Genomic DNA, 23,990 nt, shown 5'->3' on the forward strand with positions numbered 1-23,990 from the left:
GTTTCAGCGACTTTTATAATATATCATAGTATATTATTTTCGTCAACAAGTTTTTCAAGATAATTTGTATCTCTCATTTGCTGACTTTGCCTATTATATAGACTTTTCTATTACTATGCAAGTATTATTATAAAAAAATAAGAGGGGGAAAATCCCCCTCTTATTCTTCAGAAGAAACCTCTTCATTAGATTCTTCTTCTTCATCTTTCTGTGCTTTTGCTACTGTCGCTACCTCTTGCTCATCCTCTAAACGAATTAGACGAACACCTTGTGTATTACGTCCCATTTGAGAGATTTGATCAACTGGCATACGAATAATAACGCCTGCGGCTGTAATTAGCATGATGTCTTCTTCACCTGTTACAGACTTAACCGCTACTAACTTACCGTTTTTATCTGTAATGTTACAAGTCTTAAGACCTTTACCACCACGACTTTGTAGTCGATACTCTTCAACTGGAGTACGCTTACCATACCCGTTTTTCGTTACAATTAAAACATTCGTATCTTCTTCAACAATTTCCATACCTACTACTTGGTCCTCTTCGCCTAATGTAATAGCTTTTACACCAGCTGCATTACGGCCCATAGAACGTACATCTTGTTCATTGAAGCGAATTAACATACCGTTGCTTGTCCCTACGATAATATCTTTATCGCCAGATGTTAAACGTACAGAAATCACTTCATCTTCTTCACGAAGCGAAATTGCAATTAAACCGTTTGTACGTATATTTGCAAATGATGAAAGTGGCGTTCTCTTAGAAATACCTTGTTTCGTTGTAAAGAATAAGAACTGGTCGTCACCAAATTCACGAATTGGAATAATGGCATTGATCCACTCACCCTTATCTACCCCTAATAGGTTAATAATTGGTAGCCCTTTTGCAGTACGACTATACTCTGGGATTTCATATCCTTTCGTACGGTATACTTTACCCTTGTTTGTAAAGAATAAAATATGATCATGAGTAGACGTTGTTAATAAGTGTTCAACAAAGTCATCATCATTCGTACCCATTCCTTGTACACCACGTCCCCCACGGTTCTGTGTTTTGTACGTAGAAGCTGGTAACCTCTTAATATAACCGTTATGAGTTAACGTAATCGCAATGTTTTGCTCAGGAATTAAATCTTCATCTTCAATAAATTCCATACCGCCAATTGTAATTTCTGTTCGTCTCTTATCATTGAAACGCTCTTTTACTTCTGTTAATTCTTCACGAATAATCTCAAGAACTTTCTCTTCATCTGCTAAAATCGCTTTTAATTCAGCAATTAATTTCATTAAGTCTTGATATTCTTGCTCGATTTTTTCACGTTCTAATCCAGTTAAGCGTTGCAGACGCATATCTAAAATCGCTTGCGCTTGTTTCTCACTTAAACCGAAACGTTCCATTAAGCCTTGCTTTGCAATATCAGCCGTTTTTGAACTACGAATTAACGTAATAACTTCATCAAGATGATCTAAAGCAATTCGTAATCCTTCTAAAATATGGGCACGTGCCTCTGCTTTTTCTAATTCATAAGCAGTACGTCTACGGATTACTACCTTCTGGTGCTCCAAATAATGATATAAGTTTTGTTTTAAGTTTAGTACTTGAGGCTCTCCATTTACAAGAGACAACATATTAATACCGAAACTTGTTTGAAGTGCTGTATGTTTATATAGATTGTTTAATAGTACGTTTGCATTAGCGTCACGACGTACTTCCATGACAATACGCATACCATTTCGGTCTGATTCATCACGTAAATCTGTAATACCTTCAATTTTCTTATCGCGAACTAATTCTGCGATTTTTTCAATTAATCGTGCCTTATTAACTTGATAAGGTAGTTCCGTTACGATAATAGATTGTTTACCATTTGATTTCTCTTCAATTTCAACTTTGGCACGAAGCATAATAGAACCTCGTCCTGTTTCATAAGCTCTACGGATGCCACTTCGCCCTAAGATTAAACCTGATGTCGGGAAGTCTGGCCCAGGAATATATTCCATTAATTCCGCGATAGTGATATCTGGATTATGGCTTAATGCCAACACACCATCAATTACTTCGCCAAGTTGATGCGGCGGAATATTTGTTGCCATACCAACTGCAATACCTGTCGTACCGTTTACTAATAAATTAGGGAAACGCGCTGGTAATACAATCGGCTCTCTTTCCGAACCATCGTAGTTATCTTGGTAATCAATTGTATTTTTTGAAATATCACGTATTAATTCCATAGAAATCTTAGACATTCTTGCCTCTGTATAACGCATTGCCGCTGCTGAATCTCCATCTACAGAACCGAAGTTACCATGCCCATCTACAAGCATATAACGTTGACTGAAATCTTGCGCCATACGTACCATTGTTTCATAAACGGCTGAATCTCCATGAGGGTGATACTTACCGATTACTTCACCGACAATACGTGCTGATTTCTTATACGCTTTATCAGCTGTAATTCCTAAATCATTCATCGCATATAAAACCCTACGATGCACAGGTTTTAATCCATCACGAACATCTGGTAATGCACGAGATACGATAACACTCATTGCGTAATCTAAAAATGAGGTACGCATTTCATGACTAATATTAATTTCTCGAATTCGTGCTTGTTGTTGATTGTCTGACATCAACGAGCACCTCCTCTTACATTTCCGTTACACATACATTGATTTATATGTAGAAGACAGGAATACTTAGATTCCTGTCATTACTCATTTAAATATCAAGGTTTTTCACGTATTTTGCATTCTCTTGGATAAAGTTACGACGCGGTTCCACTTTATCACCCATTAAAATTTCAAATGTTTCATCTGCTTCTATTGCATCTTGAAGGGAAACTTGAAGTAACGAACGTACTTCTGGATCCATTGTCGTCTCCCATAGCTGAGTTGGATTCATCTCTCCAAGACCTTTATAACGTTGAATTCCTGGTTTCGGCTGGGCTGGTAACTCAGCTAATATTTTTTCAAGTTCTTTATCATTATAAGCATATTGAATTTTTTTACCTTGTTGCACTTTAAACAAAGGTGGCTGTGCGATATATATATATCCACACTCAATTATTTGACGCATATAACGATAGAAGAACGTTAATAATAGGGTACGAATATGCGCACCATCAACATCAGCATCGGTCATAATAATAACTTTATGATAGCGTGCTTTTTCGATATCGAAGTCCCCACCAATATTTGTACCAATCGCCGTAATAATTGTACGAACTTCATCATTTGATAAAATCTTATCTAAGCGTGCCTTTTCAACATTAATAATTTTACCCTTCAGCGGTAAAATTGCTTGAAAATGACGATCGCGTCCTTGTTTTGCAGATCCACCCGCAGAGTCACCCTCTACGATATAAATTTCACTAATTGCTGGATCTTTAGAAGAACAATCTGCCAATTTCCCTGGTAAACTTGAAACTTCTAAAGCACTCTTTCGGCGAGTTAGCTCACGAGCCTTTTTAGCTGCTACACGCGCACGTGCTGCCATCGTCCCTTTATCTACAACCTTACGTGCAACATTGGGATTTTCCAGTAAGAATTTTTCAAAAGCCTCAGAGAATACTGACTCCGTAATCGTTCTCGCTTCACTATTTCCAAGTTTCGTCTTCGTTTGCCCTTCAAATTGTGGATTTGGATGTTTAATTGACACGATTGCTGTTAAACCTTCACGAACATCTTCACCAGTCAAATTACTATCCGCATCTTTTAAAATGTTATTTTTACGACCATAATCGTTAATCACACGTGTTAAGGCAGTTTTAAATCCTACCTCATGTGTACCACCTTCATACGTATGAATATTATTTGTAAATGAGTAAATATGATTTGTATATCCTTCGTTATATTGAAGCGCAACTTCAACTTGAATACCATCTTTTGAACCTTCTACATATACAGGCTCTTCATGAATTGGTTGTTTTGAACGATTTAAATGTTCAACATATGATTTAATTCCACCTTCATAGTGGAACTCTTTCTTTTGCTTATGTTCACGTTTATCTTCAATTGTTAATTTAATATTACGATTTAAAAACGCCAACTCACGCATACGAGTCGCTAGCGTATCGAATTCATATTCTGTCGTCTCTTTAAAAATTTCTGGATCCGGTTTAAAGCGAGTTATTGTTCCAGTCTTATCTGTATCACCGATGACTTTTAAATCTGCAACCGGAATACCTCTTTCGTATTTTTGGTAATGGATTTTGCCATCACGATGTACAAATACTTCTAATTCTGTTGATAAGGCATTTACAACAGATGCACCAACACCGTGCAAACCACCAGAAACTTTATAACCGCCACCGCCAAATTTACCACCAGCGTGGAGGACAGTCATAATAACCTCTACTGCAGGACGTCCCATTTTTTCTTGTATACCAACTGGAATACCACGTCCATTATCCGTTACAAGAATACTATTATCTTCTTCGATACTAACGTTAATTTCATCGCAATATCCTGCTAATGCTTCATCGATACTATTATCGACAATCTCCCATACAAGGTGGTGAAGTCCCTTCCCACTCGTAGATCCAATATACATACCCGGACGTTTCCGAACTGCCTCTAGTCCTTCAAGTACCTGTATCTGACTTTCATCATATGCATTTTCTTGCATTTGTTTTTGTTCCATTGACACAAAGATCACCTACTTTTCCATTTAAACAGGGGTTTATGCCCTATCTATTTCACAATCTACCGTGCCGTTCGTTACATGAATTGTTTTCGCATCTTTTAATGTTTCGTGTTCAATTCCGTCGACACTCGTCGTTGTAACAAATGTTTGCACCTTTCCTTGAATTGTATTTAACAGATGTGATTGACGATAATCGTCTAATTCTGATAAAACATCATCCAGTAAAAGGATTGGATATTCTTTAACCTCTGAATAAATTAATTCAATTTCAGCTAATTTTAGGGATAGTGCGGTCGTTCGTTGTTGTCCTTGCGAACCAAAGACTTGAACATTTTTACTATTAACGAAGAATTGTAAATCATCACGATGAGGACCAATTAAAGTCGTACCACGGAAAATTTCACGTTGTTTCACAGATTGAAAACTTTCATAGTATACTTCTTTTATTTTCGACAAATCCATTGATTCTGATACATCTACACTTGGTTTATAGACAATTTCTAACTCTTCTAATCCACGGCTTATACCGCGATGAATTGGAGCTGCCCATTCCTGTAGCAAATGCAAAAATTCAAAACGTTTTTGCAGTATTTTTGCACCATGCTCAATTAGTTGAAGGGTAAATACATCCAACATCGTTTCCTCATTCTTACTATTCCCTTGCATTTTTTTCAACAAGTGATTTCGTTGCGTGAGCACCTTTTGATATTGACTTAATTCATACAAATATACAGGAGCTATTTGTCCTAATTCCATATCTAAAAAGCGTCTTCTTACTTGAGGGCTTCCTTTTACAAGATTTAAATCTTCTGGGGCAAACATGACAACGTTCATCACGCCAATATATTGACTTAACTTTTGTTGTTCAAGTTGATTTAATTTTGCCTTTTTACCTTTTTTCGAAATATTTAATTCCAAAGACAAAGAACTGTTTCTTTTTTGTAATTTCCCTTTTATTTGACCAAACTCTTCATCCCAGCGGATAAGTTCGCGATCATTAGAGGTTCTATGAGATTTCGCCATCGCTAAAACATAAATAGCTTCCATCAAGTTTGTTTTCCCTTGTGCATTTTCGCCGATAATTACATTTACCTTATCTTCAAAGGAAAGCTCTAATTTTTCATAATTGCGATAGTTTTTTAATTGTATTTCTGAAATAAACAAAGGGCTCCCCCTTTATGCCTGAACTTGGAAAGTTCCGCTTCCTGGAATTTCAATAACATCATTCGCATATAGTTTGCGACCTCTTCTATTTTCAAGTTCGTTGTTCACGTACACTTCATATTCTTGTAAAAACCATTTTACAGCGCCACCTGTATCAATTACATCAGCTAACTTTAAAAATTGTCCTAGTGTAATATACTCTGTTGAAATTTTAATATGTTTCATAAAATCGCTCACTTTCTGAAAGTGTTCATTCTTTCATTGTACTAAATAAACTAACATTAGGAAAGTAATACCCAAAAATCAAATAAGGGCCACTAGCATCTTTAAACTAGCAACCCTTATTCCTTACCTAGTAAGTACGAACTGGTAAAATTAATTGAATAATTGAATCATCATTTACTGTACGAATTAAGAACGGTCTCATCGCCCCAGTAAAACTAACTTTAATCTCTGTACTATCCAAGGCTTTCAATGCATCCATCATATATTTTGCACTAAAAGATATTTTTAACTCTTCTCCATCCACTTTTTCACATTGTACTTCTTCGACAACTTTTCCGATTTCTGGTGAATTCGAAGAAATCTCTAGCATTTCTTGCTCTAAAGTTGATAATTTGACAACGTTATTGCGGCCATCTCTCGCTAATAGTGAAGCACGATCAATTGCTTGTAGGAATTCTTTTGTATTCACAAAAATATCCGTTTTACTCTCTGCTGGAATTAAACGTGTTGTATCTGGATAATTTCCTTCTAACAATCTTGAGAAGAATAATAAATGTTTTGTACGGAATAATACTTGATACTCCGTAATAACGATATCTACCATTTCTTCAGACTCATCTAGAATCTTACTTAATTCATTTAAGCTCTTACCTGGGATAACAACATTAGCTTGAAATTCATCTGCAATATTATGTCCTTCGATTTTCGCTTTTCGAAGTGCTAGTCTATGACTATCTGTTGCAATACAAGTTAACTCGCTGTTATATACCTTCCAGTTTACACCTGTCAAGATTGGTCTTGTTTCAGAAGTAGAAACTGCAAATACAGTTTGTCTGATCATATGCTTAAGTAAATCTGTTGGTATCTTAAATACATGATGTTCTTCAATCTGTGGTAATAACGGATATTCTGCAGAATCTAAACCATTTAAGTTAAATTCTGATTTTCCAGATTTTATTTTTGTCATAAAATGATTTTCCACAGAAATTTCGACAGTATCTTTAGGTAGTTTTTTTACAATCTCACTAAAATATTTTGCTTGTAAAACAATGCTTCCTGATTGAGCTATTTCTACGATTTCTTTTCCATTTTCTTCGACAGGAATAAACGATTCAATAGAAATATCAGCATCACTTCCTGTTAATGTAACCCCTTCTTCAGTAGCTACAACTTTAATTCCTGTAAGGATAGGGATTGTTGTACGAGAAGAAACTGCCTTCATTACATCTTGTACACCTCTTACAAGATAGTCTTTTTGTATTGTAAAACGCATAAAGAAAAACCTCCGGTAAGTATAAGATTTTATTTAATTAATAAAGATAAAAAAATAGTAGTAATAGTAATAGGGCTTGTGGATATGTGGATAACCCCTTTGAAGGATGTAAAAACAGTCTATCTACATGTGGATAGACTGTGCGTAAAACAAGGTAAGTTATTCACACTATTCAGCTACTACTTTAAAATACCATTAATTTCTTCAACTTGCTTTTGTAATTGCGTATCGGTTTTTAGTAGTTTAGAAATTTTTTCATGGGCATGGATAACTGTTGTATGATCACGTCCACCAAATTCTTCACCTATTTTTGGTAAAGAGGAATCCGTAAGTTCGCGTGATAAATACATTGCAATTTGGCGAGGAAACGCAACTGATTTTGTGCGTTTTTTCGCTTTAAAATCTTCTAATTTTACTTGATAAACGTCTCCGACAGCTTTTTGAATATCATAAATAGAGATAATTTTCGGCTTAGAATTTGGAATAATATCTTTAAGTGCTTCAGCTGCTAAATCAGCATTAATATCTTTATTAATTAAAGATGAATAAGCTACAACTCGGATAAGTGCACCTTCTAATTCACGAATATTTGAATCAATTTGATTTGCGATATAAAGCATAACTTCATTTGGTATATCAAGCCCTTCAGCTTTTGCCTTTTTGCGTAAAATTGCAATTCGTGTCTCTAAATCTGGCGGCGTAATATCTGTAATAAGTCCCCATTCAAAGCGAGAACGAAGACGATCTTCTAAAGTTGGAATTTCTTTTGGTGGTCGATCACTAGAAATTACAATTTGTTTACTTTCTTCGTGTAATGCATTAAATGTATGGAAAAACTCTTCTTGAGTTTGTTCTTTTCCAGCAAGAAATTGAATATCATCTATCAATAAAACATCTACGTTGCGATATTTATTACGAAAATCAACAGCTTTATTATCACGAATAGAGTTAATAAATTCATTCGTGAATTTTTCTGATGATAAATATACAACTTTTGCATTTGGATTATGTTCAATTACATAATGACCAATTGCGTGCATTAAATGCGTCTTTCCAAGCCCAACTCCCCCGTAAATAAAGAGTGGATTATACGCTTTAGCTGGCGCCTCGGCTACAGCTAATGAAGCTGCATGGGCAAAACGGTTACCAGAGCCGATAACAAATGTATCAAATGTATATTTTGGATTTAACATGCTCTGTGGTAAATGAGCTGAATCATCTTGTGCTGGATTCCGCTTAACTGGAGGAAGATCAATGTCCTCTTCCGATTGACTTTGGGGAATAATAAAGCGAATTGCTAATTTTGCCCCTGTTAAATCGTATAGTGTTTCCGAAATTAGTTCTGAGTAATGAGATTCTAGCCAGTCACGAGCAAATTCATTTGGAGCTGTAATCGTTAATACGTCTTTCTTCAAGTTATGAGCCGTTGTTGATTTTAACCATGTTTCATAACTAGGCTTGCTTACCTTTTTTTCTAATTCTTTTAAGGCACTATTCCATAAATCAGAGATATTTTCCAAAGGTGTCCCTCCTTTACTAAGATGGTAAAAGAATAAGGTTGCGCAACAAATGTACAACCTAATAAATATAAAATGTATATTTATACGAAACGTATTTTAAAACCTAAAAACGTCGTTTGTATATGAGATAGGGTTTTCGACAAAAAAAGCAAATGTGGACAACTATTTACCCACATGTGATTAAAACTGTCCACATGTTATACACAAATTGTGGATAAGATAAAGGTGTGGAAAACTTATTCAAAGTGAAAACACAACTATAATATCAAAAAAAAGTGGCTATAGCAATGAATTTAAGAAAGTTATCCACAAAATCAATACCTTGTGGAATAAACTTGTCCACAACACGATATACTGTGTAAAAGTGGGAAAAAAGTTTGTGGATATAAAAAACGTGAAAAAACATTTATCCACAAGGAAATATAGATGCTGTGAAAAAGTATGTGAATAGGTTCAAAATGAATATTTGATGAAAATTTCTAGAACCATTGACATTTTCCTAGTTAATTAACTATAATTTATAGGACTGTCTTTAACAGATATTCCTCAGGGAGGTGTCATATAATGAAAAGAACTTACCAACCAAATAAACGTAAGCGCAGCAAAGTACATGGTTTCCGCAGCCGTATGAGCACAGCGAACGGACGTAAAGTGCTAGCAGCTCGTCGTCGTAAAGGAAGAAAAGTATTATCTGCGTAGACCACTGATCGTTCAGTGGTCTTTTTTTCTAATAATAGTGAATTTCCGCTGATGAAATACAGGAGTGTCAATTGATATGAAGAAAAAACATCGTATAAAGAAGAATGATGAATTCCAGGCGGTTTTTCAAAAAGGAAAATCAAATGCGAATCGTCAGTTTGTTGTATACCAATTAGATAAAGAAGAACAGCCAAACTTTCGCATCGGCCTTTCTGTTAGCAAGAAAATAGGAAATGCAGTAGTTCGTAATCGAATTAAGCGCATGGTCCGTCAGGCTATTACAGAGTTAAAAGATGAGATAGATTCTGGAAAAGATTTTGTTATAATAGCAAGGAAGCCTTGTGCAGAGATGACATATGAAGAAGTAAAGAAAAGCTTAATTCATGTCTTTAAACGCTCTGGTATGAAAAGAATAAAAAAGTAGCGTAAGGAAATGAATTACACTATATACATACCGATACAAGGAGGAGTAGGCTTTGAAAAAGAAATTAGGTTTACTAGCCATGGTCGTTGCATTAATGGCGATTGCCACCGGTTGTAGTGAAACGGGTCAGCCGATTACATCGAAAAGTACTGGGATTTGGAATGAATATTTCGTATATCCACTTTCTCAGTTAATCACGTATTTTGCCGACTTATTTAACAGTAATTACGGTTTAGCAATTGTTATTACAACTCTTATCATTCGTTTTGCATTATTACCATTAATGATTAAACAAACGAAGAGTACAAAGGCAATGCAAGCGTTACAACCAGAAATGGTGAAGTTAAAAGAGAAATATAGTTCTAAAGATCAAGCAACGCAGCAAAAACTACAACAAGAAATGATGCAGTTATATCAAAAGAATGGTGTAAATCCATTGGCAGGATGTTTACCGATATTTGTTCAGATGCCTATTTTATTCGCGTTTTATCATGCGATTATGAGAACAACAGCAATTAGTGAACATACATTTTTATGGTTTGATTTAGGACAGGCAGATCCGTTCTATATCTTACCAGTTGTTGCGGCAATTACGACATTTATTCAGCAAAAGCTTGCAATGGCAGGAACAGCTGGTCAAAATCCGCAAATGGCAATGATGCTTTGGCTTATGCCGATTATGATTTTAATCTTTGCAATTAACTTCCCAGCTGCATTATCACTTTACTGGGTTGTTGGTAATATCTTTGGTATTGCTCAAATGTACTTTATCAAAGGGCCAGAGATTAAGGCTAACAAAGCTGGAGGCTCAAGCAAGTGAGTATAATTACTGCTAAAGGACAAACAGTCGAGCTGGCAGTAGAGGATGCTTTAAGGCAATTAAACACATCAAAAGATCGAGTAGATATAAATATTGTCGATGAGGGTAAAAGAGGGTTCTTAGGTTTATTTGGGAATCGTCTTGCAGTAGTAGAAGTTGTATTGAAGAAAGATCCAATTCAGGAATGTGAAGAATATTTAAGAAATGTTATTCACAATATGGGTGTGGAAGTTGAAATTAGTAAAATTGTAAAAGGACGCGAGATTGAATTTACAATTTCTGGTGATGATGTAGGAGTTTTAATTGGAAAAAGAGGTAATACATTGAACTCTTTACAGTATTTAACAAAACTTGTCGCAAATCGTAACACGAAGCAGTATATAGGTATTACACTAGATGCTGAAAATTATCGTAGTAAAAGAAAAAGTACGTTAGAATCACTTTCTTATCGATTAGCGAAACAAGTATCTAATACGAAAAAAAGAGTTATTTTAGAACCGATGCCATCTTTTGAACGAAAAATTATTCATCAGGCATTATCAAATCATCAAGGTATCAAAACAACTTCTGAAGGAAATGAACCACATCGGCATGTTGTAATATCTCCTAAATGACCGGTTGCTCAAATGAGTGCCGGTTTTTTTGAGCGAAAAATAGATGTGGATAACTAAAAAACACTAAACTTATCCACTGTGAATAAGTTTAGTGTTTTTTACATGGGGATATAATAAAATGAGTTATTCTTCTTTTGTAGATAGGTTCGTTATGGTATCCTAATAATTTAGTGAAAGAAATAATCATGTTGAAATAGAGATAAATAAGCAAGTGAGGTGAAAGGACATGGAATTTGATACAATTGCTGCGATTTCCACAGCGCTTGGAGAGGGTGCAATTGCCATTGTTCGAGTAAGTGGGGATGATGCGGTTGAGAAAGTTGACCGTATTTTTAAAGGGAAGGATTTAACAGAGGTTTCTTCTCATACTATTCATTATGGTCATATTGTTGATTTAGATACAAATCAAGTTATTGAAGAAGTTATGGTGTCTATTATGCGCGCACCGAGGACTTTTACACGTGAAAATATAGTGGAAATTAACTGTCATGGCGGACTTGTTTCAGTAAATAAAGTATTGCAACTTATTCTAGCGCAAGGAGTACGATTGGCAGAACCGGGCGAATTTACAAAACGTGCTTTTTTAAATGGACGTATCGATTTATCACAAGCAGAAGCTGTTATGGATTTGATTCGAGCAAAAACAGATCGTGCGATGAATGTAGCAATTAATCAAATGGAAGGGCGATTATCTAAATTAATTGGTCGCTTACGTCAAGAAATATTAGAAACATTAGCTCATGTTGAGGTAAATATAGATTATCCAGAATACGATGATGTAGAAGAGATGACACATAATATTTTAATTGAGAAAGCAACGCATGTTCGTTCGGAAATCGAAAAAATATTAGAAACATCAAAACAAGGGAAAATCTTACGTGAAGGTATTGCTACAGCAATTATCGGTAGGCCTAATGTTGGAAAATCATCGTTATTAAATAGCCTTGTTCAGGAGAAAAAAGCAATTGTAACTGATATTGCAGGAACAACTCGTGATGTTATTGAAGAGTACGTTAATGTGCGTGGCGTACCTCTTAAACTTATAGATACAGCCGGTATTCGTGAGACAGAAGATGTTGTTGAACGAATTGGTGTGGAGCGTTCAAAAGAAATGATGAGCCAAGCAGATTTAGTATTAGTTGTTGTCAACTATAGCGAGGCTTTAACAAATGAGGATGAAGATCTATTCCATGCGGTACAAGGAAAAGACTTTATTGTTATTGTGAATAAGACTGATTTACCGCAAGCGATTGATATGGAACGTGTTACAGAGTTAGCCGAGGGAAATCGTGTTATTACAACATCCTTAATTGAGGAACAAGGAATAGATGAACTCGAAAAGGCAATAGCTGATTTATTCTTTGAAGGAACAATCGATTCTACAGATATGACATATGTTTCTAATGCGAGACATATTGGATTATTAACACAAGCGGGACAAACAATCGGTGATGCAATTGAGGCAATAGAAAATGGTGTACCAATTGATATGGTGCAAATTGATTTAACAAGAACGTGGGAAATACTTGGTGAAATTACTGGTGACACAGTCCATGAAAGCCTAATTGACCAGTTGTTCTCTCAATTTTGTTTAGGAAAATAATATAGTGATGTTTTAGAAAGATAGAGATTATTAGGAGGAATAAACAATGGGATACAATGCCGGTTCATACGATGTCATAGTAATCGGTGCAGGTCATGCAGGATGTGAAGCTGGTCTTGCGGCAGCACGAATGGGCTCAAAAACATTAATGTTAACAATTAACTTAGATATGGTAGCATTCATGCCATGTAACCCTTCTGTTGGTGGACCAGCAAAAGGGATTGTTGTTCGTGAAATTGATGCATTAGGCGGAGAAATGGGACGTAATATTGATAAAACTCATATTCAAATGCGTATGCTAAATACAGGTAAGGGTCCAGCTGTACGTGCACTTCGAGCGCAAGCTGATAAATTCTCTTACCAACATGAATTGAAGAAAACAATTGAAGAAACACCAAACTTAACGTTGTTCCAAGGAATGGTAGAGCGTTTAATCGTTGAAGAAGGTATATGTAAAGGGGTAGTTACACAAGCTGGTGCAGAATATACAGCGAAAACCGTTGTAATTACGACTGGAACATTTTTACGTGGCGAGATTATCATGGGCGATTTAAAATATTCAAGCGGTCCAAATAATCAACAACCGTCTATTACATTATCTGAGCATTTAGAGGAGCTTGGATTTGATCTTGTTAGATTTAAAACAGGGACACCTCCGCGTGTAAACAGTAATACAATTGACTACAGTAAAACGGAAATTCAACCAGGTGATGATAAGCCGCGTTCGTTCTCTTTTGAAACAACGAAATTTATTATGGATCAAATTCCATGTTGGTTGACATATACAAGTACAGAAACACACCGTTTAATAGATGAAAATTTACATCGTTCAGCTATGTATTCTGGTATGATTAAAGGAACAGGCCCTAGGTACTGTCCTTCTATTGAAGACAAAGTAGTAAGATTTAATGACAAACCACGTCATCAAATTTTCTTAGAGCCAGAAGGGCGTAATACACAAGAAGTATATGTACAAGGTTTATCCACAAGCCTACCAGAAGATGTACAACGTGACATGCTTAGAACAATTCCAGGCCTAGAAAATGTTGAAATGATGCGCACAGGTTATGCGATTGAATATGATGCAATTGTGCCAACACAATTATGGCCAACACTTGAAACGAAAAAGATTAAAAATTTATATACAGCAGGACAAATTAATGGAACTTCTGGTTACGAAGAGGCGGCAGGACAAGGGCTTATGGCTGGGATTAATGCAGCATGCCGTTCTTTAGGTAAAAAAGAAGTTGTTTTAGGCCGCGAGGATGCTTATATTGGTGTCTTAATTGATGATCTTGTAACGAAAGGTACAAATGAACCATATCGTTTATTAACGTCTCGTGCAGAATACCGTCTATTATTACGCCACGATAATGCTGATCTTCGTTTAACTGAAGTTGGTCGTGAAATTGGATTAATTAAAGAAGAGCGATATGAGCGATTTACAAATAAAAAATTACAAATTGAACAGGAAAAGGAACGTTTAAGCAGCATTATTATTAAACCACGTCCTGAAGTTCAAGAATTAATTCGCAATATTGGCGGAAGTGAATTGAAAGATGGAATACGTGCAAGTGACTTATTACGTCGTCCAGAGATGACATATGAGCATATTCATCTTTTAGTACCAAGTGAAGTAGAGTTAAGTGATGAAGTTACAGAACAAGTTGAAATTCAGATTAAGTACGAAGGATATATTGAAAAATCTTTACAGCAAGTAGAGCGTATGAAGAAAATGGAGAGTAAAAAAATCCCTGTAGATATTGATTATGACGCGATTTCTAGCCTTGCTTCAGAAGCTAGACAGAAATTGAAAGATGTTCGTCCACTTTCAATGGGGCAGGCTTCACGTATTTCTGGCGTAAATCCAGCGGATATTTCCATTTTACTTGTGTATATAGAACAAGGAAAAATTGCGCGCGTATCGAACCAATAACATAGTAAGGAGATATTGCTAGATGAACATAGAACAATTTCAATCTATGCTAGAAGAGAAGGGAATCACCCTCTCTTCTAGACAATTAGAGCAGTTCAAAATCTACTTTGAAACATTAGTAGAGTGGAATGAAAAAATGAACTTAACGGCTATTACAGAAAAAGAAGAAGTATACTTAAAACACTTTTTTGATTCCATTACAGCTGCTTTTTATTATGATTTTTCAAAACCATTCTCAATTTGTGATGTTGGTGCAGGGGCTGGATTCCCAAGTATTCCTTTAAAAATCTGTTTCCCGCACTTAAAAGTAACAATTGTAGATTCATTGCAAAAACGTATTAATTTCTTAAATCATTTAGCACAAAAGTTAGAATTAAGTGATGTTGCATTTTGTCATGATCGTGCTGAAACATTTGGGAAAAAAGAAGGTGTACGTGAATCATACGATATTGTAATGGCACGTGCAGTTGCGCGTCTTTCTGTATTAAGTGAGCTATGCTTACCACTTGTAAAAGTTGGAGGAACATTCATTGCAATGAAAGGTGCAGCAGCAAACGAAGAAATCGAAAATGGCAAGTATGCTTTAGAGGTGCTAGGCGGAGAGTTAAAAGAGATGTCTACGTTCCAATTACCGTTTGAAGAGAGTGAACGTAATATTTTATTAATCGAGAAAAAGCGCAAGACACCAAAGAAATATCCACGCAAACCGGGAACACCCAATAAATTACCTATTGAAAAATAAATCTTATTAGACGTAAGATTAAATTATATAAATGAAAACGTAAATGTTTCATAGGAAACATTTTATGGAGAATAGTCAATAGGCCTAAAAGGTGGTGGAATATGTATGAAAAATACGTTTTCTCGTTTATTTGGCTTTGGAGATAAAGAGAGCGAATTCGAATTACAAGACGAAAGCCATGAAGAGATAGATAAAAAGGTATATGAGGAAATACAAGAAATTCCGATAGTAAATATTACCCCTAACCGTTATCAACCAAGAACAGTTTTTGATGATGCGCGTATTGATGAGCTAGCATTAACGATTCGTACACATGGACTTATTCAGCCGATTGTTGTAAGGCAATATGAGGACGATAAGTATGAGATTATTGCTGGAGAAAGACGTTTTCGCGCGGCAACAAAGTTAGGTTGGGAAAAGGTTCCTGCAATTATAAAGAACTTAAATGATACAGAGACAGCTTCTGTAGCTTTAATTGAAAACTTGCAACGTGAGGAACTAACGGCAATCGAGGAAGCTGTGGCGTATCAAAAGCTGATTGAGTTACATAATTTAACACAAGAAGCATTGGCACAACGACTTGGAAAAGGACAATCTACAATCGCAAATAAGTTGCGATTGTTAAAGTTGCCTGAAGAAATAAAAAGTGCATTATTAGAAAAAAGCATTACAGAACGTCATGCCCGCGCTCTCATTCCTTTAAAAAATGAGGAATTACAACTGAAGGTTTTACAGGAAATTGTGGAGAAACAACTGAATGTAAAGCAAACAGAAGAACGAATTGCGAAGTTACTAGAGGAAGCAAAACCGAAGCGTAAGGCAAAGCAAAAAGCAGTAAGTCGAGATACGAGGATTGCTATGAATACAATTAGACAATCTTTACAAATGGTTACTGAAAGTGGTTTAAATGTTAATTCTGAGGAAGAAGAATTTGATGAGTACTATCAAATTACAATTAAAATTCCAAAGAAAAAATAATAATGACGTGTTAGAGACCTTATCCTATTGGAGAGGTCTCTTTTACTATATTTTCTTGTTAAATGAAGAAGGAGTTTATAAATAAATTTTGAAGTTTAATAAAGGACGTAAAAGAAAAAGTTTTATTTCATGTTACAATAAACGTAATTGTTACTAGAATAAGATAGAAAGGTTGAAAGTAGGTGACATCATGGGAAAAATCATTGCTATTGCTAATCAAAAAGGCGGTGTTGGAAAAACCACAACATCTGTTAATTTAGGGGCTGGATTGGCGCAAGTAGGTAAAAAAGTCCTTCTTGTAGATATTGATGCTCAAGGAAATGCAACGACTGGTGTGGGAATTGAAAAATCTGAATTAGATCAATGTATTTACAACGTTCTTGTGGAAGATGCAGATGTTCAAGGGGTTATACAGAAAACCGCAACTGAAAACTTAGATGTTCTACCCGCTACAATTCAATTGGCTGGTGCTGAAATTGAATTGGTACCGACTATTTCCCGGGAAGTACGTTTGCAAAGAGCATTACAGCCAGTTCGTGATGAATATGATTATATTATTATCGACTGTCCCCCGTCTTTAGGGTTATTAACGATTAATGCATTAACAGCAGCAGATTCTGTTATTATTCCTGTACAGTGTGAATATTATGCACTAGAAGGATTAAGTCAGCTATTAAATACAGTTCGACTTGTACAAAAACATTTAAATAAAAATTTAGCAATTCAAGGCGTATTGTTAACAATGTTGGATGCTCGTACAAATTTAGGGATCCAAGTTATAGATGAAGTGAAAAAGTATTTTAGGGATAAAGTATATCGCTCGATTATTCCGCGTAATGTACGCTTGAGCGAGGCTCCAAGTCATGGGAAACCTATTATGCAGTATGACGCTAAATCAAGAGGAGCAGAAGTATATATAGATTTAGCAGAGGAAGTGATTGCAGGTGGCTAAAGGATTAGGAAGAGGAATTAATGTGTTTTTTCCTGATTTAGATGTGAAAGAAGAGGAAACAATTCAGGAGATTATTGTAACTGAATTAAGGCCAAATCCATATCAACCGCGTAAACACTTTAATAAAGAGGCTATTCAGGAATTAGCAATTTCGATTAAGGAACACGGTATTCTACAACCATTAATTGCTAGAAAGAGTATTAAAGGATATGAAATCGTTGCAGGTGAAAGACGATTTCGTGCTGCAAAAGAGGCTGGTTTAGAAAAGGTACCTGCGGTTGTAAGACAATTAACTGAACAGCAAATGATGGAATTTGCTTTGTTAGAAAACTTACAACGAGAAGATTTAAATCCTATGGAAGAGGCAATGGCATACCAGATGTTAATGAATGAGCTAAATGTAACGCAAGAACAATTAGCGAAACGTCTTGGCAAAAGCAGACCTTACATTGCAAATTATACTCGGTTATTAAGCCTCCCTTCGTTCGTCCAAGATATGATTGCAAATGGTCAACTTTCAATGGCTCATGGGAGAACTTTACTTACGATAAAAGACGAAGAACAATTGAAGTCCTTATTGAAACGCATTGAAAAAGAAGGATTAAATGTTCGTCAATTAGAGAAAATCGTCCAAGAGATTAATAAACACGTTTCACGTGAAACAAAAAAAGTGAAAAAAGAGCGAAATATATTTTTCGTAGAACGTGAAACGTTCTTAAGAGAAAAGTTTGGCACAGATGTGAAAATTAAAGAGACGAAAAAAGAAAAAGGTAAAATCGAAATTGAATTTTTTAATAAAGAAGATTTAAATCGTATTTTAGAACTATTAGCACAGAAAAATTAAAAAGCAAACCATCTTATTATTTATAGATGGTTTGCTTTTTTTAATGCGGATAATTTTTGATCCGTCTCTTTTATACTTTGTGCGATTACATCAGCCATTTTCATGACTAAACTTAATCTTGTATTTTGAAGAACGAAAAACTCCATAAACCCATTTAGATTGACGATACCGTGTATATGCAGATCACCAACTGCAGGTAATTTCTTATTCATAGCAGCACCCGGTTTACTAGGTCCCTTTCCAGTAGTGATTGACCCAATATTTTGGGACTTTCCTAAACATGCATCAACAGCAATTATAAATGCAGTAGGATGTTTTTTCTGTATATTCTGAATTTTTTCTTCTAAATTTAGTGCATGTACTGGCTCATCTAGTGTACCGAATATTTGGAGGTTTTTTATGTCTATTTGTTCAAGTTTTGTACCAACTAACGGGCCGAGTGCGTCACCTGTAGAACGATCTGTTCCGATACAAACGAGAATGAGTGGTATATTAGTTTTAATAGGAATATGGGTAAGTAAGAAATTACTGATTATCTCAGAGGCTTCTAGATCTTGGTGCATAACGTTTTGAGTTTCTTTCTCAAAAAATGGTAAGCGAAAACTTCCAATGTTCATGAAGCACCCATCCTTTTAATAAATTTTCAATATATGTTATATGGTGAGAAAAATGGAAAGCTATAAGTGCGTAATTTTTGCAAAATGTGAATGAAAACGGAAATAATAGTACTAGTATATATATATTCGTTCCATTTTATACCTGAATGGCGGGGATAAAATAGGATTAAAATCATAAAATTTTTTCAGCAATTAGAGGACTTCTGATACAATAATAAGGATAACTAAAAAGAAATTTTAGCTAGAGAGGTAGAGGTACATGGATTTATTAACGAAGTGGTTTAATTCTACGAAACAGTATTTGTTAGATGCTGATCGTTGGGCTCATATTGGAGTTGCGACATTAAAAATATGTATTATTTTAATAATTGGTGCAGTTGTTGTGCGAATTGCAAGAGCGGTTGTACGAAATGCGTTTCGTATGGGGAGTCGTTCTCCAATTCAAATTTCAGAACGTCGTACAGTTACAGTGGCGAAATTACTTGAAAATATTGTAGCGTATGTTGTTATGTTCATTATGCTAATTGCGATTTTAGGTGTGTTTGATATTAATGCATCAGGTTTATTAGCGGGTGCCGGGGTAATTGGTTTAGCAGTCGGATTTGGTGCTCAAAGTTTAGTGAAAGACGTTATTACAGGTTTATTTATTTTGCTAGAAGATCAGTTTTCAGTTGGCGATTATGTTAAAATCGGTCAATTTGAAGGAGTCGTTTTAGAAATTGGACTTCGTACAACGAAAGTAAAGAGTTGGACAGGTGAAATTCATACTTTACCAAATGGAAGTATTATTCAAGTTACTAACTACTCAGTTAGTAATAGTGTAGCGTTTGTTGATGTATCTATTTCATATGAGGCTGATATTGCGAAAGCAGAACAGGTTATTGAAGATTTATTAGTAGAGTTACCTTCAAAGTATGAAAAAATGGTAACAACACCTCAATTATTAGGTGTGCAAACGTTAGCTGCATCAGAAGTTATATTACGCGTTATCGCTGAAGTAGAGCCGATGCAACATGCAGTTATTGCAAGGGCACTTCGTAAAGAGATTAAAAATCGTCTTGATTTACATGGAATTGAAATTCCATATCCACGTATGGTTTTATACAATCGTGAAGAATTGGTTAGTGGAAAAGCAATTTAGTATGGAGAGGAGTTTGAAGAGTGGAGCAAAAGGAATATAACTTGTACGATGTTGTGGAAATGAAGAAAGCACATCCATGTGGCGAGAATCGTTGGAAAATTATTCGTATGGGAATGGATATCCGCATTAAGTGCGAGGGATGTGACCATTCAGTAATGATTACTCGAAGAGAGTTTGATCGTAAGGTGAAAAAAATACTTGTGAAGCACGAAGAATAGAGGGAGAGTAACAGTTACAGTAGGTAACTGTTACTTTTTTTCGTTTGGCGGAAACTTGTCATTTTTTTCGTTACTATCTATAATGATGAAAGATTGAGACATAGGAGTGAAAAATATGGGATTAACGGCTGGGATTGTTGGATTACCTAACGTAGGTAAGTCCACTTTATTTAATGCAATTACACAAGCAGGAGCAGAATCTGCAAACTATCCATTCTGTACAATTGATCCAAACGTAGGGATTGTAGAAGTACCAGATGAGCGTTTAAATAAATTAACGGAATTAGTAGAACCGAAAAAGACTGTTCCGACTGTATTTGAGTTTACTGATATTGCAGGTATCGTAAAAGGTGCTAGTAAAGGTGAAGGTTTAGGAAATAAATTCTTATCTCACATTCGTCAAGTAGATGCAATTTGCCAAGTTGTTCGTTGTTTTGAAGACGAAAATATTACGCACGTTTCAGGGAAAGTAGATCCAATTGATGATATCGAAACAATCAACTTAGAGCTAATTTTAGCGGACTTAGAGTCTGTTGATAAGCGTATCGAGCGTGTTGCGAAATTAGCAAGACAAAAAGATAAAGAAGCTGTATATGAGCATGAAATTTTAGTTCGTTTAAAAGAGGCTTTTGAAGAGGGGAAACCGGCTCGTACTGTTGAATTTACAGAAGAGCAGATGAAGATTGTTAAAGGCCTTCATTTACTTACAACAAAAGAAATGTTATACGTAGCGAACGTAAGTGAAGACGATGTTATCGATCCTTCGGAAAATAAATACGTACAAATGGTAAAAGAATTTGCAGAAAATGAAAATTCTCAAGTAATCGTTGTATGTGCAAAAATCGAATCAGAAATCGCTGAATTAGACGAGGAAGAGAAAAAAGTATTCCTTGAAGAACTAGGTATTGAAGAGTCTGGTTTAGATCAATTAATTCGTGCAGCATATGACTTATTAGGACTTGCTACTTACTTTACAGCTGGCGTTCAAGAAGTACGTGCTTGGACATTTAAACAAGGTATGAAGGCACCACAATGTGCTGGTGTTATTCATACAGACTTTGAGCGTGGATTTATTCGTGCAGAAACAGTTTCTTACGATGACTTAATGACAAACGGTTCTATGACAGCTGCAAAAGAAGCTGGAAAAGTACGTTTAGAAGGAAAAGAGTATATCGTAAAAGACGGAGATGTTATGCACTTCCGTTTTAACGTTTAATCTAATATTTCCTAGGAAAAATAAAGATATGAGCTTGGCGAATATATTATATGTTTGCCAAGTTTTTTATGTATTGGTGAGTTGATTCATATAACTTACTATGATATAATCTAAACTCGTGAGTAATTACTATAAATTAATTGCTCCTTGCCCATTATGGGCCGTTTAGACCAAAAGGAGGTGAAAGTGTAATGAGAAAGTACGAAATTATGTACATCATTCGTCCTGGCGTTGAAGAAGAAGCTCAAAAAGCTTTAGTTGAACGTTTTGCAGGTGTTTTAACAAACAATGGTGCAGAAATCATTAACACGAAAGAGTGGGGTAAGCGTCGTTTAGCTTACGAAATCAACGACTTACGTGAAGGTTTCTACATGATCTTAAACGTGAACTCTAACGCAGAAGCGATTAACGAATTCGACCGTTTAGCTAAGATCAACGAAGACATCCTTCGTCATATCGTTGTTAAAGAAGAAGAAAAATAATTGATATATAAGGGAGAGTGGTTCGATTGATGAATCGTGTTATCCTCGTTGGTCGTTTAACTAAGGACCCTGACTTACGTTACACGCCCAATGGTGTTGCAGTAGCTACTTTTACGTTAGCTGTGAATCGCGCATTTGCGAATCAACAAGGTGAGCGTGAAGCTGACTTTATTAATTGTGTAATATGGCGTAAACAAGCAGAAAACGTAGCAAATTATTTGAAAAAAGGAAGCTTAGCAGGCGTAGATGGACGTCTTCAAACTCGTAATTACGATGGACAAGACGGTAAACGTGTATATGTAACAGAAGTTCTTGCGGAAAGCGTACAATTTTTAGAGCCGCGTAATGGCGGTGGGGAGCAACGTGGTTCATTCAATCAGCAACCATCAGGAGCTGGTTTCGGTAACCAAGGCTCTAACCCATTTGGTCAATCTAGTAATTCAGGTAACCAAGGTAATCAAGGGAACTCTGGATTTACGAAGAATGACGATCCATTTTCAAATGTAGGTCAACCGATCGACATTTCCGACGACGATTTACCGTTCTAATACAGTAAATTTGTTAGTTTTAACAAAGAATGGAGGGAAATAGATATGGCAGGACGCAAAGGTGGACGTGCGAAACGTCGTAAGGTGTGTTTCTTCACAGCTAACGGCATCACTCGCATTGACTATAAAGATGTTGATTTATTAAAACGTTTCGTTTCTGAGCGTGGTAAAATTTTACCTCGTCGTGTAACAGGGACAAGCGCAAAATACCAACGCAAACTTACAGTTGCAATTAAACGTGCTCGTCAAATGGCACTTTTACCATATGTTGGTGAATAATAGCGTATGAAATGCACAGTAGAGTCGGACTCTACTGTGCATTTTGCTATGCTTTTCTTTTTTGAAAGAGAGGTTAAAATGTGAAACAAACAAAGTTTATTACAGAAGGCGCAGCGTTATTAGCTATATATGCAATTTTATTGCTTATATCTATGTATGTTCCAATTTTAGGTACTGTTGTAACTTTTGCGTTGCCGTTACCATTTATACTATTAACGATAAGATATAAACTATCTAATGTGCTTGTGATTTTTGTAGTGGCACTTTTTGTTACTGTTATTGTGAGTCAACCTATGAATTTAGTGAAGACAATTATGTTTGGATTGATAGGGATTGTTTTAGGGTATACGTATAAAACAAGAAAAAAGCCAGTGGAAATCTTAATAGCAGGGACGCTTGCATACTTAATTGGTTTTGTACTTATTTATGTTGCGAGTATAAAGTTTTTCAACATAGATATAATGAAGCAGATGCAAAGTATGTTTAGTGAAAGTATGGTGCAAAGTGAAAAGATAGTAAGTGCTATAGGTATGCCGATTAGTAAGGAACAAAAAGAGTTACTTACACAAATGAATGATATATTACAATTGTTATTTCCAAGTATACTTGTTCTAGTTTCAGTATGTTTTTCTTGGATTACAGTGATAATATCAGGTAGTGTTTTGAAAAAGTTAAAACACGACATTATACCTTGGCCTAAATTTAAAGATCTACAATTACCAAAGAGTATTGTTTGGTATTACGTTATATTTATTTTGTTAGCAACTTTTATAAAAGTAGATCCAACATCATATTTACATATGGTATTTTCTAACCTATATGTCATATTTGCACTATTGCTTGTACTGCAAGGGCTGACATTCATTTCCTTTTTAGCGTATAGAAAAGGTTTTACAAAAGGGGTTCCTATTATTAGTTTTATTGTATGCATGTTTATTCCGATGCTGTTTCCTCTTGTGACAATCTTAGGTATAATTGACTTAGGGATTTCGTTGCGTTCTAAAATAGGGGAATAAAATAATATTCCTTATACTATTTTAATCTGTTTA

Annotated in this window: 24 protein-coding genes; 17 read left to right on the forward strand and 7 right to left on the reverse strand. The window is 35.4% G+C overall.

Annotation, left to right across the window (positions count from 1 at the left end; translation table 11 throughout):
• Nucleotides 1-160: 160 nt before the first annotated feature.
• The 6 genes from gyrA to dnaA form a co-directional block, all read right to left on the reverse strand.
• Nucleotides 161-2,632, reverse strand: coding sequence for a DNA gyrase subunit A (gene gyrA / locus DN400_RS08010; protein WP_001282866.1), 2,472 nt, complete (start codon nucleotides 2,630-2,632; stop codon nucleotides 161-163).
• 88 nt (nucleotides 2,633-2,720) lie between these two features.
• Nucleotides 2,721-4,643, reverse strand: coding sequence for a DNA topoisomerase (ATP-hydrolyzing) subunit B (gene gyrB / locus DN400_RS08015; protein WP_000435980.1), 1,923 nt, complete (start codon nucleotides 4,641-4,643; stop codon nucleotides 2,721-2,723).
• A gap of 39 nt (nucleotides 4,644-4,682) precedes the next feature.
• On the reverse strand, nucleotides 4,683-5,810 hold the full coding sequence (gene recF, locus DN400_RS08020) for a DNA replication/repair protein RecF (RefSeq protein WP_000470755.1): 1,128 nt from the start codon (nucleotides 5,808-5,810) through the stop codon (nucleotides 4,683-4,685).
• Between the two features lie 12 nt (nucleotides 5,811-5,822).
• Nucleotides 5,823-6,035: a S4 domain-containing protein YaaA gene (gene yaaA, locus DN400_RS08025; protein WP_000680510.1), complete on the reverse strand. Its 213-nt coding sequence runs from the start codon at nucleotides 6,033-6,035 to the stop codon at nucleotides 5,823-5,825.
• A gap of 127 nt (nucleotides 6,036-6,162) precedes the next feature.
• Nucleotides 6,163-7,308, reverse strand: a complete 1,146-nt coding sequence (gene dnaN, locus DN400_RS08030; RefSeq protein WP_001212886.1) for a DNA polymerase III subunit beta — start codon at nucleotides 7,306-7,308, stop codon at nucleotides 6,163-6,165.
• A 179-nt stretch (nucleotides 7,309-7,487) separates the two neighbouring features.
• Nucleotides 7,488-8,828 carry a chromosomal replication initiator protein DnaA gene (gene dnaA / locus DN400_RS08035; protein WP_000428028.1) on the reverse strand — a complete coding sequence of 447 codons (1,341 nt, stop codon included), beginning with the start codon at nucleotides 8,826-8,828 and terminating at the stop codon, nucleotides 7,488-7,490.
• Nucleotides 8,829-9,392: 564 nt separating this feature from the next.
• Between dnaA and rpmH the strand changes: the two genes are divergently transcribed.
• The 10 genes from rpmH to spo0J all read left to right on the forward strand — a co-directional run bounded on the left by rpmH (nucleotide 9,393) and on the right by spo0J (nucleotide 18,440).
• Nucleotides 9,393-9,527: a 50S ribosomal protein L34 gene (gene rpmH / locus DN400_RS08040; RefSeq protein WP_000831901.1), complete on the forward strand. Its 135-nt coding sequence runs from the start codon at nucleotides 9,393-9,395 to the stop codon at nucleotides 9,525-9,527.
• A gap of 76 nt (nucleotides 9,528-9,603) precedes the next feature.
• A complete protein-coding gene (gene rnpA, locus DN400_RS08045; RefSeq protein ID WP_000726621.1) occupies nucleotides 9,604-9,951 on the forward strand; it encodes a ribonuclease P protein component in 348 nt (115 codons plus the stop codon).
• A 52-nt stretch (nucleotides 9,952-10,003) separates the two neighbouring features.
• Complete coding sequence (gene spoIIIJ, locus DN400_RS08050) at nucleotides 10,004-10,771, forward strand: YidC family membrane integrase SpoIIIJ (RefSeq protein WP_000727740.1); 768 nt, start codon at nucleotides 10,004-10,006, stop codon at nucleotides 10,769-10,771.
• Nucleotides 10,768-11,385: an RNA-binding cell elongation regulator Jag/EloR gene (gene jag / locus DN400_RS08055; protein WP_097913149.1), complete on the forward strand. Its 618-nt coding sequence runs from the start codon at nucleotides 10,768-10,770 to the stop codon at nucleotides 11,383-11,385. Before spoIIIJ ends, jag begins: the two co-directional genes overlap by 4 nt.
• 226 nt (nucleotides 11,386-11,611) lie before the next feature.
• On the forward strand, nucleotides 11,612-12,988 hold the full coding sequence (gene mnmE / locus DN400_RS08060; protein WP_000393762.1) for a tRNA uridine-5-carboxymethylaminomethyl(34) synthesis GTPase MnmE: 1,377 nt from the start codon (nucleotides 11,612-11,614) through the stop codon (nucleotides 12,986-12,988).
• Between the two features lie 46 nt (nucleotides 12,989-13,034).
• On the forward strand, nucleotides 13,035-14,924 hold the full coding sequence (gene mnmG, locus DN400_RS08065; RefSeq protein WP_000541052.1) for a tRNA uridine-5-carboxymethylaminomethyl(34) synthesis enzyme MnmG: 1,890 nt from the start codon (nucleotides 13,035-13,037) through the stop codon (nucleotides 14,922-14,924).
• 22 nt (nucleotides 14,925-14,946) lie between these two features.
• Nucleotides 14,947-15,666, forward strand: a complete 720-nt coding sequence (rsmG, locus tag DN400_RS08070) for a 16S rRNA (guanine(527)-N(7))-methyltransferase RsmG (protein ID WP_001019628.1) — start codon at nucleotides 14,947-14,949, stop codon at nucleotides 15,664-15,666.
• Between the two features lie 105 nt (nucleotides 15,667-15,771).
• A complete protein-coding gene (gene noc, locus DN400_RS08075) occupies nucleotides 15,772-16,644 on the forward strand; it encodes a nucleoid occlusion protein (RefSeq protein WP_000799016.1) in 873 nt (290 codons plus the stop codon).
• Nucleotides 16,645-16,834: 190 nt separating this feature from the next.
• Nucleotides 16,835-17,596 (forward strand): sporulation initiation inhibitor protein Soj, encoded by a 762-nt coding sequence (gene soj, locus DN400_RS08080; RefSeq protein WP_000516114.1) that lies wholly within the window; start codon nucleotides 16,835-16,837, stop codon nucleotides 17,594-17,596.
• On the forward strand, nucleotides 17,589-18,440 hold the full coding sequence (spo0J, locus tag DN400_RS08085; protein WP_001051823.1) for a stage 0 sporulation protein Spo0J: 852 nt from the start codon (nucleotides 17,589-17,591) through the stop codon (nucleotides 18,438-18,440). The genes soj and spo0J overlap by 8 nt, the downstream gene beginning before the upstream one ends.
• Before the next feature lie 20 nt (nucleotides 18,441-18,460).
• On the opposite strand, the gene yyaC is transcribed toward spo0J, so the two are convergent.
• Nucleotides 18,461-19,057 (reverse strand): spore protease YyaC, encoded by a 597-nt coding sequence (gene yyaC / locus DN400_RS08090; protein ID WP_001020709.1) that lies wholly within the window; start codon nucleotides 19,055-19,057, stop codon nucleotides 18,461-18,463.
• Nucleotides 19,058-19,316: 259 nt separating this feature from the next.
• Here yyaC and DN400_RS08095 point away from each other — a divergent pair, with 259 nt between their 5' ends.
• From DN400_RS08095 to DN400_RS08125, 7 genes are all read left to right on the forward strand, one after another.
• A complete protein-coding gene (locus tag DN400_RS08095; protein WP_000365111.1) occupies nucleotides 19,317-20,198 on the forward strand; it encodes a mechanosensitive ion channel family protein in 882 nt (293 codons plus the stop codon).
• A 20-nt stretch (nucleotides 20,199-20,218) separates the two neighbouring features.
• A complete protein-coding gene (locus DN400_RS08100) occupies nucleotides 20,219-20,416 on the forward strand; it encodes a DUF951 domain-containing protein (RefSeq protein WP_000435486.1) in 198 nt (65 codons plus the stop codon).
• A gap of 115 nt (nucleotides 20,417-20,531) precedes the next feature.
• Nucleotides 20,532-21,632: a redox-regulated ATPase YchF gene (gene ychF / locus DN400_RS08105; RefSeq protein WP_000524670.1), complete on the forward strand. Its 1,101-nt coding sequence runs from the start codon at nucleotides 20,532-20,534 to the stop codon at nucleotides 21,630-21,632.
• Between the two features lie 191 nt (nucleotides 21,633-21,823).
• Entirely contained in the window at nucleotides 21,824-22,114 is a 291-nt protein-coding gene (rpsF, locus tag DN400_RS08110; protein ID WP_001233781.1) for a 30S ribosomal protein S6, read from the forward strand.
• A 26-nt stretch (nucleotides 22,115-22,140) separates the two neighbouring features.
• Nucleotides 22,141-22,662 (forward strand): single-stranded DNA-binding protein, encoded by a 522-nt coding sequence (gene ssb, locus DN400_RS08115; protein WP_002094213.1) that lies wholly within the window; start codon nucleotides 22,141-22,143, stop codon nucleotides 22,660-22,662.
• Nucleotides 22,663-22,707: 45 nt separating this feature from the next.
• A complete protein-coding gene (gene rpsR, locus DN400_RS08120) occupies nucleotides 22,708-22,941 on the forward strand; it encodes a 30S ribosomal protein S18 (protein ID WP_000918873.1) in 234 nt (77 codons plus the stop codon).
• Nucleotides 22,942-23,021: 80 nt separating this feature from the next.
• On the forward strand, nucleotides 23,022-23,957 hold the full coding sequence (locus tag DN400_RS08125; protein WP_000814846.1) for a YybS family protein: 936 nt from the start codon (nucleotides 23,022-23,024) through the stop codon (nucleotides 23,955-23,957).
• The last annotated feature ends 33 nt before the right edge of the window (nucleotides 23,958-23,990 follow it).

The organism is Bacillus sp. AR8-1, assembly GCF_008042345.1.
Taxonomy (GTDB): domain Bacteria; phylum Bacillota; class Bacilli; order Bacillales; family Bacillaceae_G; genus Bacillus_A; species Bacillus_A cereus.